Raw genomic sequence first — 17,212 nt, forward strand, 5'->3', positions numbered from 1 at the left:
CACACGCGTCGATCGGCGACCCATCACTCCGAGACCGAGACGTAGCGCCGCACCTCCTCGCTGTGCACGTACTCGCGGGCACCGCCGGGGTCCAGATCGAGCCGGACCCCGGCGGGCGCCAGCACATCCCGTATCCGAGTGCTCATCTCCTCGCTGAGGTAGTCGTGGTGCAGGTCCAGCCTGTGTAGGTGCGTCAGCGGCTGACCTGCCAGCAGCGCACGCGCACCCTCGTCGGTGAGTGCACCCATCGAGAGGTCCAGCCCGGTCAAACGGGCGACGACGGGCGCCGAACCCAGCGCCACGCGATCCGCCAGGCCACCGATGCCGCCCCGGGTGGTGGGCCGGCTTCCTCGTCCTGCCAGGGCAGCGGGAAATCGTGGACGGGGAGCCCGCCGAACTCGTCGAGATGGTCGCTGATCATCGCCTTCGCCCGCCCTCGGGAACGCCGGTCCGTTCGACACGGCCGCACGTTTTTTACAAACCTGGACCGACATCCGCGCGCCGGCGGAATCGTGTCCGGGCGTGGGATGTCGCGATGACCCGCCGCGTGACCAGCGGTACGGGTACCGCTGGTGTCCCCCTGGATAATGCCGGGTATGGCAGACGACTGGAACGACGGGATCATCGCGGAATTCCGGGCCAACGAGGGCCGGGTCGGTGGGCCGTTCGAGGGTGCGCCGATGGCACTGGTGCATCATCGCGGCCGGCGTACCGGCCGCGAATCGGTGACGCCGATGATGTACATGGCCGACGAACGGGCACCCGAGGACCTGGTCTACGTATTCGCCAGCAAGGCCGGAGCGCCCACGAATCCCGATTGGTACCACAATCTCACCGCCGCCGGCCGGGCCACGGTGGAGCGTGGCACCGAGACCTACGAGGTCACCGTGGCCGAACTGGCCGGGGCCGAACGTGACCGGATCTACGGCGAACAGGCCCGCCGCTATCCGGGATTCGCCGAATACGAGCAGAAGGCGGCCGGGTTCCGCACCATCCCTGTCCTGGCGCTGCGCCGCACCTGATCTCGATGCTCAGGCCGGCCCCTGCGTGAACCTGGGATGGGCCCGGCCGGCCACCATCGGCAGATCGACCGACGTCCGGATACCGGGTTCGGCCGCGCACACATACGGCACCGAATTGACGCAGTGTGCCGCCGTCGCGGCGATACCCGGATTCTTGGCTCCCGGCGGATCGCCGGGTTCGGGCTGCCAGCCCCGGATTGTCACGAAAGTGCCCGGATCGCCGTCGATCTCGATCTCGAAACGTTCGCCTTCCGCGCCGAGGGTCCAGGGTGGGTCGAGATGCTGCTGGCCCATCAGCCAGTTGACCCCGATCCGGACGACGGTCTCGCCGCCGGCCACCGCCTCCCAGTGGAAGCGCTGACCGGCGACCTGTCCGGGTTCGATGACGCCGATGGGCGAGTCGATCGGCGCGGTCGCGACGGCCGTCTCGTGCCTGGTCCGGATCTCCGGGGAACCGGTGAATCCCAAGGTGTCCAGGATCATCCGCACCGATTGCCGGAACCCGGCGTCGAGCAGCCGGGTCATCGGTCCCGCAGCCGCGTCGGCCGGAGTGGCGCCGAACCGCATGATGTGGCGGACCACATCGGGCGCGCCGTAGGTGCGGATATCGGAGAATTCCTCACCCCGGACGAAAGTGACCGCCGCGGACATCGCGGACAGCAGCAGCGGGAACACCTCCGTGACTCCGCCGGGGTCGATCCCGGTGCCGTGCAGGGTGGTCCCGCCCTCGAAGCAGGCCTGCCGGACCGGTTCGGCCTGTTCGTCGGTGGGGTAGAACCAGCCGACCGGTGTCACCACATTCTTTCCGGACCGCAGCAGGGCCGCCACGTCGTCCGGGCGCGGCAGCAGCGGCGCGTAGACCACCGCGTCGGCGGCTAGCGCGAGGATCGCGTCGAGGCTGTCGGTGGTCGTCACCCCGAGCGGCGGCCGGCCGAGGAGCTCGCCCACATCGCGCCCGCTCTTGTCGGGCGAATGGACCCAGCAGCCCACCAGTTGCAGCTCGGGATGATCGATGATGCATTCCAGTGCAGCTCGGCCGACCGATCCGGTGGCCCACTGGACTACCCGGTAACTCATTCGTTCTCCTCGCCGGCCGGATCAGCGGTCCGCGTCGGTGTAGCGGATGATGCCGCGGATATTGCGGCCTGCGAGCATGTCCTGGTAGCCGTCGTTGATGTCCTCGAGCCGGTACTGCCGGGTGACCATATCGTCGAGATTCAACTTGCCGACCTGGTACATCGACAGCAGGTGCGGGATGTCGTAGTGCGGGTTCCCGCCCCCGAAGATGGTGCCCTGCAGGTTCTTCTGCAGTAGTGAGAGCATGGCCAGGTTCAGGGTGGTCTTGTTCTCGGTCAGGTTGCCCATGGCGGTCAGCACGCAGGTACCGGCCTTGGCCGTGATACCCATCCAGCTGTCGACGTCCTCGCCGTGGACCTCGCCGACGGTCACGATCACCTTCTTGGCCATCCCGCCCCAGGTGATCTCCGCGCAGCCGGCAGTCGCCTCCTCGATGGTCGCGTAGGCGTGGGTGGCGCCGAATTTCAGGGCCTGCTCGCGTTTCCACGGCACGGGGTCGACCGCGAAGATGTAGCGGGCGCCCGCGTGGACGGCCCCCTGCAAGGCGGAGATACCGACTCCGCCCAGGCCGATGACGGCGACATCCTCGCCCGGCCGGATGTCCGCGGTGCGTACGGCCGATCCGTAGCCGGTGGTGACACCACAGCCGACCAGGCAGGCCACCTCGAACGGGATCGACGGGTCGATCTTCACCACCGAGCTCTCGTGCACCACCATGTACGGGGAGAAGGTGCCCAGCAGGGCCATCGGGTAGACGTCCCGGCCGCGGGCCTGGATCCGGAACGATCCATCGGTGACCGAGGTGCCCGCCAGCAGGAGCGCGCCGAGGTCGCAGAGGTTGCGCAGGCCCGCCTGACAGGATCTGCATTTCCCGCACGACGGGATGAACGACAGGACGACGTGGTCGCCGACCACGAGGTCTTCCACGCCTTCGCCGACCTCGGTCACGATGCCGGCGCCTTCGTGGCCGCCGAGTACCGGGAATCCCATCATCGGGATTCCGCCGGTCACCAGGTGGTGGTCGGAATGGCACATCCCGGCCGCTTCCAGCTGGACCTTCACCTCGTGTTTACGAGGGTCGCCGATCTCGATCTCCTCGATCTGCCACGGCTGGTCGAATTCCCAGATGAGAGCGCCTTTGGTCTTCATCGGTCGAACCTGCTTTCTCCTACCGGCTCCGGGTCCGCGCGAGTGTCGGTCCCGGCTGTATGCACAAGTGTATGGACATCAGTCCAGACGACGATACGACACCATGGCGGCGAGTATCCCGAAATCCCCCGTCGAACTCTTGCGACCCTCTGCTGGGCGAGATGTTGAGACGATGATCTAGTATTCGTCTCAGTGTTTCGAATCGTTCGACGAGGAGGTCGGATCGTGGGTGCTCCGGATATCGCCGCCGCAGCCCGTCCAGTAGGGGCGCCGATCGGGCCCGGGTCGCTGACCTGGGAGTACGCCGGAGATCTGCGGAACATGCTGTTCCTCGGCCGCACCGGGATCCTGCAGAACATGCATCCGGCGGTGGGGGCCGCCCTGCAGGATCATTCGAACTTCTTCCAGGATCCGTGGGACCGTCTCATCCGGTCGCTACCGCAGATCCAGGGCATGATCTACGACGCCGACAACGAGGCGCAGGCGGCCCGGGTGCGGGACTACCACCGCCCCTTGAAGGGCACGGATTCCCGCGGTCAGCGGTATCACGCGCTGAATCCCGATGTGTACTGGTGGACCCACGCGACCTTCGTCGAACTCACCGTCGCGCTCAATGAACATTTCGGCACCCCGCTCACCGGACCCGAGAAGGATCAGCTGATCGCCGAGGGTGTCACCTGGTGGCGGATGTACGGACTGTCCGATCGAGTGCTCGTCGCGAACTACGCGGAGTTCGAGGAGTACTGGAACCGCACCATCGACGAAGTGCTGGAAGCCAATCCGACCACCGATTTCGCGCTCCGCCTCGGTAGTGTCCGCATCCCCGCGTTGCCCGGGATTCCCGAACCGATGTGGTCGGTGATCTGGCGGCCGGTGATGGCGTTCAATGTCTGGCTCGCGAACGCGCTCATGCCCGGACGGGCCCGGGAGATCCTGGGCCTGCGCTGGACGGCGGTCGATCAGAAGGTGTTCGGGGCCTTCGCGGTGGCGGTGCGCACGGTCTGGCCGTTGCTGCCCGACCGGCTGCGATATGCCCCGCGCGCGTATGCGGGTGTCCGGCGGGTGCGGGCCGGCTGATCTATGGCTTTGGACACAGGCCGGGGCAGGGCCGAACAGCGTACCGCACGTCACATCGGCTCGATTTGCCTTGTGGGCCTGCTGATCCCGGCTCCGAGCCGCTGACCAGTGCATACGTGACGGGGGCCACTACAGTATCGATCCGAAGTAAATTCCCCATTACCGGGAAGTTTCCGAATGTTCAGCGTTCGGACGCCGATACGATTTCCGCATGCTCACAGTTCAGGCCCGCCAAGGCAGTTCGTCGTTCGCCACCGAGGATTCGAATCGGCCGAACCGATGCCCGGCAGCCGGAGCGCTACCCGAGCATCACACCGCCGCATCCGTACCCCTGTTGCCGGAGGAGATGTCGGTGCGCGAGGAAACCGAACAACTGCGCAAACCGTCGGCGGCACTGGCCGTCGCCGCGGTGATGGGACTTTTGATCGTCGTGCTCCTGGTGGCCAGCCACGGCAAACAGGACGACGGGGACCGTCGTTCGCGGCCCATCGAAAAGCCCTCGACCTCGCAACAACAGTAGGAACGGCCGCCGGGCAGCCCCCGGCACTCCGCGGTACAGCGGCTCAGGTGCGCGGCGGCCGCACCCGGTAACCCTCGGGACCGGCGGTGACCTCGGTGACCGCCGCGGCGGGTCGGCCGCAGCGGCGGTCACAACCCGACCAGTGCTGCCGCCCCGCCGTGGCGATCGCTTCGGCGGGGACCGGACCTTCCGGAATCGCGGGAGCGGGGAGATCCGTCCGGCCGGATTCGACGGCGGCCGCCGCGTCGGCACGGACATCGGTATGCGATCTGGCGCAGCCCGGCAACCCCGCGCAGGCGGTGACGCGCAGCCACGGTGACGCGGCGTCGAAGATCAGGCCCATCGGCGCCAGCACCCGCACGACCTGTTCGGCCGGCCACTCCTCGAGATCGGTGACGATCACGCCGCGCCACGGCGTGAGCAGTACGGGCCGTTCGACAGCTGCCAGGAATTCGGCGGTGCGGGCGGGTAACGACCCCAGCCGGACTCCGGCGCCGAGCGCGACCAGGCCGTCGTACTGGGGTAGCCAGCCGATCGGGAGGTCGGCCGGGTCCGCGAAGTCCAGCCGGTGCGGGCCGGGGGCGAGGCCCAGCAGCGTCGTCAGCCGGGCGGCACCGTTCTCGATCTCGTGCAGGCGCCACCGGCCCTCGGCCAGCTCGAGGAATCCGTGTGCTGCCGCCAGCAGCACCTCGGTGGCGTCGGCGGTGGCGATCCGGATCCCACTGTCCGCGCCGGCGAGCAACAGCGCGCAGCGGTCGCCGGTGAGAGCGTGCAGACCGATATCCGGGCGCAGCGGGGTCACATCGCCCCGGCCGTCGTCGAGGGTGAACAGAACCCGGCCGGAGAGCTCGGCCAGCCGGGGCGAGGCGAGCAGCCCGGCGTCGAGAGCGGCGACCAGCGGCCGGATATCGGGGTGCGCACCGACCCGCCCGGACAGGGGCGAGGCGATGATATTGCGGACCCGATCATGGGTCCGGCTCGGCAACAATCCGGCGGCGGCCAGCCGTTCGGCGAGCGCGTCCGCGTCCCGGACCCCGCGCAGCTGCACGTTGCCACGGGAGGTCAGTTCGATGTTCCCGTCCCCGAGCTCGCCGGCGGCCGCCGCCAGCGTCTGCAACTGCTCCGGCGTGAGCGTCCCCCCCGGCACCCGGATCCGGGCCAGCGGGCCGTCGGCGGCCTCGTGCAGGCGTAGGACACCGGGGCAGGAATCGGGATCGGTACGAGCCATGATCCGACCAGCTTACGGGCGCCGGAGCGAGCCGGATTCAGCGCACCGCCTGGGTCTGCGTCACCTTCGCGACCAGCTTGCCCGTATCGTCGCGCACCTCGGTCTCGACCACGACGAACGAACGCCCGGCGTGCAGCGGCCGGGACGACGCCTCGGCATGGCCGGACCGCACGGCGCGCAGGAAGTTCGTCTTCGATTCGACTGTGGTGGTCGCCTGGGCGCCTTCGGGCAGATTGAGGAACGCGCAGACCGCCGCGGTCGAATCGGCCAGCGCCATCAGCACTCCGCCGTGCAGCGCACCGCCCAGTGTGCACAGTGTCTCGTCCCAGGCTATGCGGCTGCGCACCAGCTCGGGACCGTGTTCGAGGACCTCCACACCGAGGCGTTCGGTGAAGGGCATGGACTGGTGGAACAGCTGGGTACCCGAATCGTCGGTCATGGCAGGAAGCCAACCCCGAACGGAACGAGTCGGCAAGGGCCCTCCGGCGGGGCCTGCCCGCCGGTGTGGTGACGGAGGGTTCTGTCGGTCGCGGTAGCATCCGAAGGCTCGACGGGTGACGAGGAAACCGGTGGAACTCCGGTGCGGTCGCGCCACTGACACAGCCAGACCCTCTCCGGCGAGCACACAACCCCCACGGGCGCGTCACCCCAGGAAGGTCCCCGCTGTGATTCTGCTGCTGTCCACCTCCGATACCGATCTGCTGAGCGCGCGCGCCAGCGGCGCCGACTACCGGTGGGGTAATCCGGCCCGGTTGCTGGTGGACGATCTCCCCGGCCTGCTCGCGGACGCCGATCTGGTGATCGTGCGAATTCTCGGCGGTAAGCGTGCCTGGGAGGACGGTCTGGCCGCGGTCCGGGCCAGTGGTGTGCCGGTGGTGGCGGTCGGCGGTGAGATGGCCCCCGACGCCGAACTCATGGAATGTTCGACCGTCCCGGTCGGGGTGGCGTCGGACGCGCACAACTATCTGGCGGCCGGCGGTCCGCAGAATCTGCGGCAGCTGCACAACTTCCTGTCCGATACGGTCCTGCTCACCGGGCACGGATTCGAACCGCCGGTGCAGCTGCCGAGCTGGGGCCGGCTCGAACGTGCCGCCCGGCACCCCGCACCGGTGGCCGGGAAACCGACCGTCGGCGTCGTCTACTACCGGGCTCAGCATCTGGCCGGGAACACGGGCTATATCGACGCGCTGTGCGGTGCGATCGAAGACGCCGGGGCGGTACCGGTGCCCGTCTACTGCGCGTCGCTGCGGACCGCCGAACCCGAACTGCTGGCCACGCTCCGGCAGGCCGACGCCCTGGTGGTCACCGTACTGGCCGCCGGTGGCAGCAAACCGGCACTCGCCTCGGCGGGCGGCGACGACGAGGCATGGGATATCGGCGCCCTGGCCGAACTGGATGTGCCGATCCTGCAGGGCCTGTGCCTGACCAGCGGTCGCGCCCAGTGGGCGGCCAACGACGACGGACTGTCCCCGCTGGATGTGGCGACCCAGGTCGCGGTACCGGAATTCGACGGGCGCCTCATCACGGTCCCCTTCTCTTTCAAGGAATTCGACTCCGACGGGCTGTCCACCTACGTCCCGGATCCCGAACGCGCCGCCCGGGTCGCCGGGATCGCGGTGCGGCACGCCCGGTTGCGGCATATCCCCGCGGACCGCAAACGGCTGGCGCTCATGCTGTCGGCCTATCCGACCAAACATGCCCGGATCGGCAATGCCGTGGGACTCGACACCCCGGCCAGCGCCATCGCGCTGCTCCACGAACTACGCACCGCCGGATACGATCTCGGCGCCGTGGGCGAGGTCCCGGGTCTCGAGGAGCGGAACGGCGACGCGCTGATGCACGCCCTCATCGCGGCCGGCGGCCAGGACCCCGACTGGCTCACCGCCGAACAGCTCGAGGGCAATCCCGTGCGGATCGGCGCCGATGTGTACACCGCCTGGTTCGATACCCTCCCCGAGGAACTGCGCACCGCGGTCGTCGAGGCCTGGGGGCCGCCACCGGGTGAACTGTACGTCGACCGGTCCGCCGACCCGCGCGGGGAAATCGTGATCGCCGCACTGCGATTCGGCAATGTGGTGCTGATGGTGCAGCCGCCACGCGGTTTCGGAGAGAACCCGGTCGCCATCTACCACGACCCCGATCTCCCGCCCAGCCACCACTATCTGGCCGCCTACCGGTGGCTCGCCACCGATCCGGCGGCGGGCGGATTCGGTGCCGACGCGATGGTGCATCTGGGCAAGCACGGCAACCTGGAATGGCTGCCGGGTAAGACTCTGGGCATGTCCGCCGCGTGCGGTACGGATGCCGCCCTGGGCGATCTGCCGCTGGTCTACCCGTTCCTGGTGAACGACCCGGGGGAGGGCACGCAGGCCAAACGCCGCGCGCACGCGACCCTGGTGGACCATCTGATCCCGCCGATGGCGCGCGCCGAGAGCTACGGCGATATCTCCCGGCTCGAACAGTTGCTCGACGAGCACGCCAATATATCCGCGCTGGATCCGGCGAAACTGCCCGCGATCCGGCAGCAGATCTGGACGCTCATGCGGGCCGCGAAGATGGACCACGATCTGGGGCTGGCCGAACGCCCGGACGAGGAAACCTTCGACGATATGCTGCTGCACGTCGACGGCTGGCTGTGCGAGATCAAGGATGTCCAGATCCGCGACGGTCTGCACATTCTCGGCCGCGCACCGGCCGGTGACGGCGAGGTGGACCTGGTCCTGGCCATGTTGCGGGCGCGGCAACTGTGGGGCGGGGAGGTATCGGTACCGGGTCTGCGGGAAGCACTGGGACTCAGCGAATCCGGCGACGAGGTGCGGGAGCGGGTCGATACGGTCGAAGCGCGGGCCCGGGAACTCGTCGTCGCGTTGCAGGCGGCCGACTGGGCGCCCGCGGCGGTGGACGGCCTCGTCGAGGCGCACGCGGCCGAACTGTTCGATACCGCCGGCGCCGATCGTGGAGCCGTCGCCGCGGTGCTGCGTTTCGCCGCGACCGAGGTGGTGCCACGACTGCGCGGGACCGGAGTCGAGATCGATCGGGTATTGCATGCTCTCAACGGCGGTTTCGTCCCCGCGGGTCCCAGCGGATCGCCGCTGCGCGGCCTGATCAATGTGCTGCCGACCGGGCGTAACTTCTACTCCGTCGACCCGAAGGCTGTCCCGTCCCGGCTGGCCTGGGAAACCGGCCAGGCAATGGCGGAATCGCTGCTCGAGCGGTACCGCGCCGATCACGGCGAATACCCACGCTCCGTGGGCCTCTCGGTCTGGGGTACGTCGGCCATGCGCACCTCGGGCGACGATATCGCCGAGGTATTGGCGTTGCTGGGTGTGCGCCCGGTCTGGGACGAGGCCAGCCGGCGGGTCACCACCCTCGAGGTGATCGACCTCGCGGAGCTGGGCCGGCCGCGGGTGGACGTGACGGTGCGGATCAGCGGTTTCTTCCGCGACGCGTTCCCACATGTGCTGGCCCTGCTCGACGATGCGGTCCGGCTCGTCGCCGAGCTGGACGAGCCCGCGGAGTCGAACTATGTCCGCGCCCACACCCGCGCCGATCTCGCCGAGCACGGTGACGAACGCCGGGCCACCACCCGTATCTTCGGGTCGAAACCGGGTACCTACGGTGCGGGCCTGCTCCAACTGATCGATTCCAAGAGCTGGCGTACCGACGACGATCTCGCGCAGGTCTACACGACCTGGGGTGGCTACGCCTACGGGCGCGATCTCGACGGAGCCCCGGCGGCCGACGATATGCGCAGCGCATATCGGCGGATCGCGGTAGCCGCCAAGAACACCGATACCCGCGAGCACGATATCGCCGACTCCGACGACTACTTCCAGTACCACGGCGGCATGGTCGCCACGGTGCGCGCGCTGACCGGGAAGAATCCGGAGGCCTATATCGGTGACAGCACCCGGCCGGACGCGGTGCGTACCCGAACACTGTCGGAGGAGACGACCCGGGTGTTCCGGGCCCGGGTGGTCAATCCGCGCTGGCTCGAGGCCATGCGCCGGCACGGTTACAAGGGTGCCTTCGAGATGGCGGCCACCGTCGACTACCTGTTCGGCTACGACGCGACCACCGATGTGATCGCCGACTGGATGTACGAGAAGCTCGCCGAGAGTTACGTCTTCGACGAGACGAACCGCAAGTTCATGGAGCAATCCAACCCGTGGGCGCTGCACGGTATCGCCGAACGGCTGCTCGAGGCGGCGGAACGCCGACTGTGGGCGAGCCCGGAACAGGAGACCCTGGACCGGTTGCGTCAGGTGTATCTGGAGACCGAAGGCGAACTGGAGTAGCCGGCCGGGCAGTGGTCAGAGGGTCCAGCTGCTCTGGATGAAGTAGTCACTGGTGGCGAAGAGGATCTGCTGCGGAGCCTGCTGATCGCCGATACCGAAAGCGACCAGACCGTGGCGCGCCCGCCCCGGCTCCAGGAACCCGGACGGGTACGCGCCGGGGATATCGGTCAGCGGGTAGACCGTGGCACCGTCGGTGGTGATCATGCGCAGGTCGAGCGTAGGCAGGAAGTAGGGGTTGCCCGCGGTCTGTTCGGCGGTGACGTCGTAGACCAGTACCTGTCGACCGTCGGCGCGCGGCTCGATGTCGATATCGGCGGGCCGGACGGTGACCGCCATATCGCCCCCGGTGCGGACCGGGAACGTGGTGCCCAGTGGCCCGGCGGGAACCGGATCCGTCGCGTCCGCCGCCGGCGGTCCGGGGATCGACGGTACCGGCTCGGCGACGGCGGCGGTGGCCGAGAACAGGGGTAGAACGACGGCAGCGGCGGCCATGAGGGTCTTTTTCACGGTGGTTCCTTCGGAGTCGTTCGGCCCGCGGGCGCGCGCGATGGTGGTACCGGCACGCCATCGGCCGGGCGATGCGAGAGGCGTCGCGGGAACGCCGTATCCGGACGGGCCGCGCGCCGGTACTCGGGGTACTCGGCCGGCGACCCTCCGCGAGCCTAGAAGGCGACCGGCGGCCGTCGCATCCCGGGAACCGGTTCTTGCCGAATATGTGATTCTCGATCTTGCCGAGACCGTACCGTGACCCGGTGACCGGCATCACTAGCCGGTGTGCGCCGCATCGGCCGTGGTGAACAGGTCCTGGGCCGCGTCGACCGCCCGGAAGAGCGTCGCCGGGTCGTCGGTCAGTCCGCCGACGATCTCGTCGATATCGCGCAACCCGGCCCGGTCGAGCAGCCGTTTCTCATTGGTGACCCATTCGCCGCCGGCGGCCGCGATCGCATGCGCCGTCTGCATCGCCGCGGTGGCCAGCGCTCCGGCGGTCTCGGTGAGCCGGCCGCGCGGGGCGTAGGCGGTGCGGGCGTAGCGCAGGGTCAGCGCCGCCTGTCTGCGCCAGATCGGTGGCGCGGCCGCCCGCATGGCCACCGGGAATCGGGGTCGCGGCAGGGTGCCCCGCAGCACCTGCGCACCGGCGAGTTCGCCCACCACCAGATAGCTCGGAATTCCCGCCAGGTGGAATGCCAGTGGTTCCCACCGGAACCTGCCCAGTTCCGCTTCGGCGTGTTCGTGTTCGACCACCGTCAGATCCCGGTAGTGCACGTCCACCGGCCGACCGTCGATCGTCAGCCAGGCGCCACCGTTGAACACCCCGCCCCACGCACCGAGTTCGGATACCTCGCCCGCCCAGCCGACCGCGCGCAGGTCGGCGGGGTCGAATCGGTCGCGGTAGTAGAGCGCGAAATCCCAATCGCTGTCGGGCCCGTGGGTGCCCGCCGCGCGGGATCCGCCCAGCGTGACGGCGCGGACGTTCGGGAGGGCGGCGAGGCGGTCGGCGACCAGGGCCACGAATTCGTTGTCGGAGTGCACTTTTCCTTCCGGGATGGGCCGGGGTCTCCCGGCGGTGGTTACAGGTGTCCGGTGTCGTCGGCGACGACCGCCGCCGGTCCGGTGGATCGCTGCGCACGCAGCCGGGCCTCGAGCCCGTCCAGCAGGCACAGCAATCCGAAATCGAAGCCGATCGCATTGCCGACCGCGGAATCCTCGGGCATGAGGTCGTGATAGTCGGCGCGCATCTGCGCATAGTCCACACTCAGTTCGTCCAGGATCTGTATCACCTGGCCGCGGTCGACCGGGCCGCCGTACGCCTTTTCCATCGCGATCAACGGAATCACTTGGCCGAGTACGAAACTGGTGACAGTGCCGCTGGCCAGATAGACGTCCAGGCCCCGGAAACCCGCGTCGCCGAATGCCCGGCGGAGTCGTTCGGTCAGCCGGAATGCCTGTGGTCCGACGCTCGGCAGCCGGCCGATGAGTGTCGCCGACCACGGGTGGGCCAGCAGGGCGCCGCGGAAGTTGTAGGCGAAAGTGCTGAGCAACTCACGCAGGCCGTCGGCTCGCTCCAGTTCGGCATCGTCGACCGCCCCCCAGATCTCGTCCAGCGCGAGTTCGAGCAGTTCGTTCTTGTTCGCGACGTGCCAGTAGAGGCTGGTGGCACCCGCGCCGAGTTCGGCGCCGAGTTTGCGCATGCTGAGCGCGTCGAGGCCCGCTCTGTCGAGGATCGCGATCGCGGCTCGCACGATCTGCTCCCGGTCCAGGCCCGAGGTCCTGGACCGGCGGGGTGTACGGGTCCACACGCTGCTGAACTGGTCGGCCACAGCTCGATCCTAACCGCTCTCGCACAGTGTGCGATTTGGTCGTACAGTGTTCGAGTGAAATCGAACACTGTACGAGATCCGCGCCGATGGCTCGTCCTCGCCGCACTCTGCCTGGCGCTGATGGTGCTGATGATCGACAGCACCGTGCTGAACATCGCCATTCCGTCCCTGATCCGGGAGCTCGACGCCACTCCGTCCGATATCCAGTGGATCCTCGATTCCTACGTGCTGGTGTTCGCTGGTCTACTGCTCACCGCGGGCAGCCTGTCCGACCGCTTCGGCCGTCGGCTGATGCTGATCCTCGGCCTGGTGGTCCTGGGCGTGGGCTCGCTGGCCGCGGTACTGGCGACCGAACCGTGGCAGGTCGTCGCCGCCCGGGCCGTCATGGGTGCCGGCGGGGCGCTGCTGATGCCGTCGACCCTGTCGATCCTGATGACCACTTTCGACGAGGACGAGCGCCGGATGGCCCTGGCCGCCTGGTCCACCGTCTCGATCCTCGGTATCGTCGCGGGCCCCACCCTCGGTGGTCTGCTACTGGAGCACTTCTGGTGGGGTTCGGTGTTCCTGCTGAACATCCCGGTGGCGATCCTGGCGATCGTCGCCGCATTCGTGCTGATGCCCGAGACCACCGGTGCGCAACGCCCGATCGACGGTGTGGGTGTGCTGCTGTCGGTCCTCGCGCTCACCTCCACCGTGTACCTGATCATCGAGCGGGAGTGGGATATCGCGGTGCTCGCCGTGGCTCTCGGATCCGCCGTCGGGTTCGTACTGTGGGAGTTGCGGCAGAAAAATCCGATGCTGCCGCTGGGACTGTTCGCGAACCGTGATTTCGCCGGTACCTGTGCCACCGTGCTGCTGATGGTGTTCGGAATGGGCGCGGTGATGCTGATGCTCACCCAGTACCTGCAGTTCGTGCTCGGCTACGGCCCGATGAAGGCGGGTCTCGCCCTGCTGCCCTACGCGCTGGCGGGGGCGGTGTGCAACGGGCTCGGTGCGACGCTGGGCAAGAACCTGGCGAACAAGACGCTGATCGTCGCGGGCCTGGCCGTGACGGCCGTGGCCTTCGCGATATTGGCCGCGGGCACCGGGTACCTGTGGGTCCTGGGGAGCATGCTGGTCATGGGTATCGGCGGGGGTCTGGCCGGCCCGGCCGCCTACACCGCGATCATGAACGCCATCCCGTTGCGGCACGCGGGCGTGGGCTCGGCTCTCAACGACACCCTGCAACAGGTCGGTATGGCGTTGAGTATCGCGATCCTGGGCAGTGTGCTGGCCGGGGTGTTCACCGCGCGGATGCCGGACAACGCCCCCGCGGCCGCTCGTGAATCCATCGGCGCGGCGTTCGAGCTCGGGTACACCGATGCCGCGAAAGCCGCCTTCGGCGACGCGGTGTCGGTGGGAGCGTGGGTGAGTGCCGGGTTCAGTGTGGCGGCCGCCCTGCTCGGTGCCGTCGTCCTGCGGGCCCGCCCGGCCCCCACCGAACCCGGCGAGCCGGCCGCCGCGGAAATCCCGGTCCGCAATCCGTGACGTGGGACCGGTCCCGGCCTACCGTGGAGCAATGAGCTGGGACCAGCTGGCACAGGCCAAGTACGTTTCGCTGACCACCTACAAGAAGGACGGCTCGCCCGTCGGGACCCCGGTCTGGGTGGCACCCGACGGCGACCTCCTCCTGGTGTGGACCAACCCGGACTCCGGGAAGGTCAAACGGATCCGCCGCAACCCCGAGGTCACCCTGCAGATCTCGGACAATCGCGGGCGGACGGCAGGCGGGGAGATCGTTCTCGGCACCGCCGAGATCTTGAATGCCATCGGCACCGAGCACGTCCGCGAGGTGGTGGGCAACAAATACGGCCTGATCGGAAAGATCATGATCCGCGGTCACCGACTGCTGCGCGGGCCGGACGGGTCGGTGGGGATCGCGATCAGCCGACGCCCGGGCTGAGGTCACCAGGGGCCGCGCCCGAAGACGACCTCGATCGGCATGTTCCGATATACGAACACGCCCTCCTTGTTCTGCACGTTGTAGATCGCCTCGGACAGCTCCTTGATCGAGGTGACCTGTACCGCGTCGGTCACCGTGGAATACGAACTGGTGTCCGGATCCCAGGTCATCTTGTGTTTCGGCAGATTCCAGGTCGAGTAGACCTCGGGTGACCCGTCCGCCGCGGTGCGGCCGGTGGCCATCGTGACATGTTCCGCGTTCTTGTTCCACATGACGATATCGCCGCGTTGCGGGCGTGGTGCGCCGGCTTCACCTGTGTACACCCGGCGCCCTTCCGGGATCAGCCAGTCGCCCGTCCGGTGCAGCCATGCCTGGAGGTGATCCGCACCCCAGCTGCCGTCCGGGCGCCGTTTCAGTTCGAGCAGTTCCCGCATCTGATGCTTGTCCAGAACGCCCACGCGGGCCGCTGCATAGCAGATCAATTCCCAGCAGCTCAATCCTTGGTGTTCATTGAGCGGTGCGAGCGGGCCCTCGGTCGTCAACCACCTCTCGAGCGCTCGATGGTCGTTCCGCCACAGACCCGGGTCGTAATTCGCCCAGCGGACCTTGTCGTCGGCGAGGTGTATCCGTTCGAGTTCGTCCGCGATCTGGGCCGGGGCGTTCTCCACCCGGCGAACCGGGGGCTGATGCCAGCGCCCGGGATAGAGTCCGGAATAGTACGAGGTGTCCTTGCGGTGGTCGGCACCGACAGCGCGCAATGTCGGCACACCCGATCTGTCGCCGTTGGTCAGCGTCCCGGTACCACGACGTACATTTCGCGCCTTCCACTCGATATCGCGCCGGAGAATCCCGGCCGCATCGTCGACGGATCCATGGATCCGTCGCAGGATCTGCGCAATGGTCGCGCCCAGTCGGCTTTCGGCCACCTCATGAGAATACGTAACGTTCGGTACGAAACCCATTCGCGCGCAACATATCAGCTGTTCCGTTACCGACTCGGTGCCGGGGACATCTCGCCGGAACCGGCCGGTACCCGGTCCCCTCGGCCGAGTGAGTCTGTCATGCGGATGCCCGACAACGTGGACATCATCCGGTGACCTGGTTAACGTCCAGGGAGAACCGGTCGGCGCCGGCCGACCGGCACACCGAAATGTGAGGTTCCGGATGCACCCGTTCCGCAAGGCCGTGGAGGACCGCGATTCCGCTGCCATCGAGGCGCAGCTGGCCGACGACGTGGTGTTCACCAGCCCGGTGGCGTTCAAGCCCTACCCGGGTAAACCCCTCACGGCGGCTATCCTGCGCGGTGTCCTGCGGGTGTTCGAGGACTTCCGGTATATCCGTGAGATCGCCGACCCGGGTGGGCGCGATCATGCCCTGGTCTTCGAGGCGACGGTCGCGGGTAAACGCCTCACCGGCTGCGATTTCCTGCATTTCGACGCCGACGGCAAGATCGACGATTTCATGGTGATGGTGCGTCCGCTCTCGGCCGCCACCGCGCTTGCCGAGGCGATGGCCGCCCAGTTCGACCGGATCCAGAGCGAGGCGATCGCCGCGACCTCGGACGCACCGTAGCGGGGGCGCAGCCGCGGAACCGGGCCGGCCGGACCGATCGGCACTCACCAGGGGCCACGCCCGAAGAGGACCTGGAAAACCGTGCCCGGGTCGTAGATGGGTTCGCCCTCTGGATCCCGCATGGCGAGCATCCCGTCGGTCAGTTCTCTGACGCTCGTCACCTGTACGGCGTCCACCACCTGGGAATACGTCCCGGTTTCCGGATCGTGGGTGAGCTGGTACTTCGGCAGGTACCAGAAGGAATACAGTTCGGGGGAACCGTCCTTGCCGGTGCGCCCGGTGGCTACCGCGACATGGTGTGCGGTGTTGTTCCACATGACGATATCGCCGCGCTGCGGTACCGGGCTGTCGGCCGCCCCGGTATAGACGCGCCGACCTTCCGGGATCATCCAGTCACCCATACGTCGGGACCACGTGGTGTCGAGGAAATCCCCGTCACAGGTTCCATCGGCATTACGCGGTACCAGGAGCAACCTACGCAGGAAGCTCTTGCTCGCCACGCCGGCCCTGGCCGCCGCGTAGCCGACCATCTCCGTGCAGTTGAGTCCGTAACGCCCGTTCAGTGCCCCGAGCGGCTGGTTTCCCTCGGATCGCAACCAGTTCTCGAACCCGCGGAGACCGTCCTGGAACAGGCTGGGGGTGTAGTTCGCCCAGCGTGCCTCGGTGCCGGATCGGTGGATACGTTCCAATTCGTCCGCGATCCGTTCGGGTGCGCCGGCGATCCTGACCACCGGCGGCTGGATCCACTGTGCGATAGGTTTCCCGACGTAGTCCCGGGATCCGACACCGCCCAGCGTGATATCGGAACGGTTCAGTCTGTCCCGGCTCACCACGGTATCCGTGCCGCGCCGCAGCCCGGCGGCGATCGCGTCGGAGTCACGACGGAGCACCGCGGCCACGCCGTCGAGGGATCCGCCGATCCGGTGCAGGGCCTGCGCGATTATCGCGTCCAGGTTGCTACCCGCCACAGTCCATCAGGTTACGGAGCGAACCGCTCGAAACAGTAACT

The 17,212-nt window shown here is 68.0% G+C and carries 18 protein-coding genes; 7 read left to right on the top strand and 11 right to left on the bottom strand.

Annotation, left to right across the window (positions count from 1 at the left end; all coding sequences use genetic code 11):
• Positions 1-23 precede the first annotated feature (23 nt).
• Together ACWCPQ_RS06725 and ACWCPQ_RS06730 are read right to left on the bottom strand one after the other, a co-directional pair.
• Positions 24-248 carry a hypothetical protein gene (locus ACWCPQ_RS06725; RefSeq protein WP_449895602.1) on the bottom strand — a complete coding sequence of 75 codons (225 nt, stop codon included), beginning with the start codon at positions 246-248 and terminating at the stop codon, positions 24-26.
• 17 nt (positions 249-265) lie between these two features.
• The gene (locus ACWCPQ_RS06730) at positions 266-421 is read right to left on the bottom strand and encodes a hypothetical protein (RefSeq protein WP_449895603.1); all 156 of its coding nucleotides are present in this window, start codon (positions 419-421) and stop codon (positions 266-268) included.
• Positions 422-596: 175 nt separating this feature from the next.
• Here ACWCPQ_RS06730 and ACWCPQ_RS06735 point away from each other — a divergent pair, with 175 nt between their 5' ends.
• Positions 597-1,022, top strand: coding sequence for a nitroreductase family deazaflavin-dependent oxidoreductase (locus tag ACWCPQ_RS06735; RefSeq protein ID WP_449895604.1), 426 nt, complete (start codon positions 597-599; stop codon positions 1,020-1,022).
• Between the two features lie 9 nt (positions 1,023-1,031).
• Here ACWCPQ_RS06735 and ACWCPQ_RS06740 read toward each other — a convergent pair whose 3' ends face one another.
• Together ACWCPQ_RS06740 and ACWCPQ_RS06745 are read right to left on the bottom strand one after the other, a co-directional pair.
• Positions 1,032-2,099, bottom strand: coding sequence for an NAD(P)H-dependent amine dehydrogenase family protein (locus ACWCPQ_RS06740; protein ID WP_449895606.1), 1,068 nt, complete (start codon positions 2,097-2,099; stop codon positions 1,032-1,034).
• A 21-nt stretch (positions 2,100-2,120) separates the two neighbouring features.
• Positions 2,121-3,248 carry an NDMA-dependent alcohol dehydrogenase gene (locus ACWCPQ_RS06745; protein ID WP_449895608.1) on the bottom strand — a complete coding sequence of 376 codons (1,128 nt, stop codon included), beginning with the start codon at positions 3,246-3,248 and terminating at the stop codon, positions 2,121-2,123.
• A gap of 225 nt (positions 3,249-3,473) precedes the next feature.
• On the opposite strand from ACWCPQ_RS06745, the gene ACWCPQ_RS06750 reads away from it, so the two are divergent.
• Entirely contained in the window at positions 3,474-4,325 is an 852-nt protein-coding gene (locus ACWCPQ_RS06750; RefSeq protein WP_449895610.1) for an oxygenase MpaB family protein, read from the top strand.
• A gap of 211 nt (positions 4,326-4,536) precedes the next feature.
• Positions 4,537-4,845 (top strand): hypothetical protein, encoded by a 309-nt coding sequence (locus ACWCPQ_RS06755; protein ID WP_449895612.1) that lies wholly within the window; start codon positions 4,537-4,539, stop codon positions 4,843-4,845.
• 43 nt (positions 4,846-4,888) lie between these two features.
• Here the strand turns inward: ACWCPQ_RS06755 and cobG are convergent, their stop codons facing one another.
• Both cobG and ACWCPQ_RS06765 read right to left on the bottom strand, forming a co-directional pair.
• On the bottom strand, positions 4,889-6,073 hold the full coding sequence (cobG, locus tag ACWCPQ_RS06760) for a precorrin-3B synthase (protein ID WP_449895614.1): 1,185 nt from the start codon (positions 6,071-6,073) through the stop codon (positions 4,889-4,891).
• A 37-nt stretch (positions 6,074-6,110) separates the two neighbouring features.
• On the bottom strand, positions 6,111-6,512 hold the full coding sequence (locus tag ACWCPQ_RS06765) for a PaaI family thioesterase (RefSeq protein WP_449895616.1): 402 nt from the start codon (positions 6,510-6,512) through the stop codon (positions 6,111-6,113).
• Between the two features lie 226 nt (positions 6,513-6,738).
• Between ACWCPQ_RS06765 and cobN the strand changes: the two genes are divergently transcribed.
• Positions 6,739-10,371, top strand: a complete 3,633-nt coding sequence (cobN, locus tag ACWCPQ_RS06770; RefSeq protein ID WP_449895618.1) for a cobaltochelatase subunit CobN — start codon at positions 6,739-6,741, stop codon at positions 10,369-10,371.
• A gap of 15 nt (positions 10,372-10,386) precedes the next feature.
• Here cobN and ACWCPQ_RS06775 read toward each other — a convergent pair whose 3' ends face one another.
• The 3 genes from ACWCPQ_RS06775 to ACWCPQ_RS06785 all read right to left on the bottom strand — a co-directional run bounded on the left by ACWCPQ_RS06775 (position 10,387) and on the right by ACWCPQ_RS06785 (position 12,689).
• Entirely contained in the window at positions 10,387-10,878 is a 492-nt protein-coding gene (locus ACWCPQ_RS06775) for a hypothetical protein (protein WP_449895620.1), read from the bottom strand.
• A gap of 258 nt (positions 10,879-11,136) precedes the next feature.
• On the bottom strand, positions 11,137-11,901 hold the full coding sequence (locus tag ACWCPQ_RS06780) for a nucleotidyltransferase domain-containing protein (protein ID WP_449895622.1): 765 nt from the start codon (positions 11,899-11,901) through the stop codon (positions 11,137-11,139).
• 38 nt (positions 11,902-11,939) lie between these two features.
• Positions 11,940-12,689: a TetR/AcrR family transcriptional regulator C-terminal domain-containing protein gene (locus ACWCPQ_RS06785; RefSeq protein WP_449895623.1), complete on the bottom strand. Its 750-nt coding sequence runs from the start codon at positions 12,687-12,689 to the stop codon at positions 11,940-11,942.
• A gap of 54 nt (positions 12,690-12,743) precedes the next feature.
• Here ACWCPQ_RS06785 and ACWCPQ_RS06790 point away from each other — a divergent pair, with 54 nt between their 5' ends.
• A complete protein-coding gene (locus ACWCPQ_RS06790) occupies positions 12,744-14,216 on the top strand; it encodes an MFS transporter (protein ID WP_449895624.1) in 1,473 nt (490 codons plus the stop codon).
• 31 nt (positions 14,217-14,247) lie between these two features.
• The gene (locus ACWCPQ_RS06795; protein ID WP_449895626.1) at positions 14,248-14,631 is read left to right on the top strand and encodes a PPOX class F420-dependent oxidoreductase; all 384 of its coding nucleotides are present in this window, start codon (positions 14,248-14,250) and stop codon (positions 14,629-14,631) included.
• Between the two features lie 2 nt (positions 14,632-14,633).
• Here ACWCPQ_RS06795 and ACWCPQ_RS06800 read toward each other — a convergent pair whose 3' ends face one another.
• Positions 14,634-15,557: a hypothetical protein gene (locus tag ACWCPQ_RS06800; RefSeq protein ID WP_449895628.1), complete on the bottom strand. Its 924-nt coding sequence runs from the start codon at positions 15,555-15,557 to the stop codon at positions 14,634-14,636.
• Positions 15,558-15,795: 238 nt separating this feature from the next.
• Between ACWCPQ_RS06800 and ACWCPQ_RS06805 the strand changes: the two genes are divergently transcribed.
• A complete protein-coding gene (locus ACWCPQ_RS06805; protein ID WP_449895630.1) occupies positions 15,796-16,203 on the top strand; it encodes a nuclear transport factor 2 family protein in 408 nt (135 codons plus the stop codon).
• 44 nt (positions 16,204-16,247) lie between these two features.
• Here ACWCPQ_RS06805 and ACWCPQ_RS06810 read toward each other — a convergent pair whose 3' ends face one another.
• Positions 16,248-17,171, bottom strand: a complete 924-nt coding sequence (locus ACWCPQ_RS06810; RefSeq protein ID WP_449895631.1) for a hypothetical protein — start codon at positions 17,169-17,171, stop codon at positions 16,248-16,250.
• Positions 17,172-17,212 lie beyond the last annotated feature (41 nt).

Source organism: Nocardia sp. NPDC001965 (genome assembly GCF_053594175.1).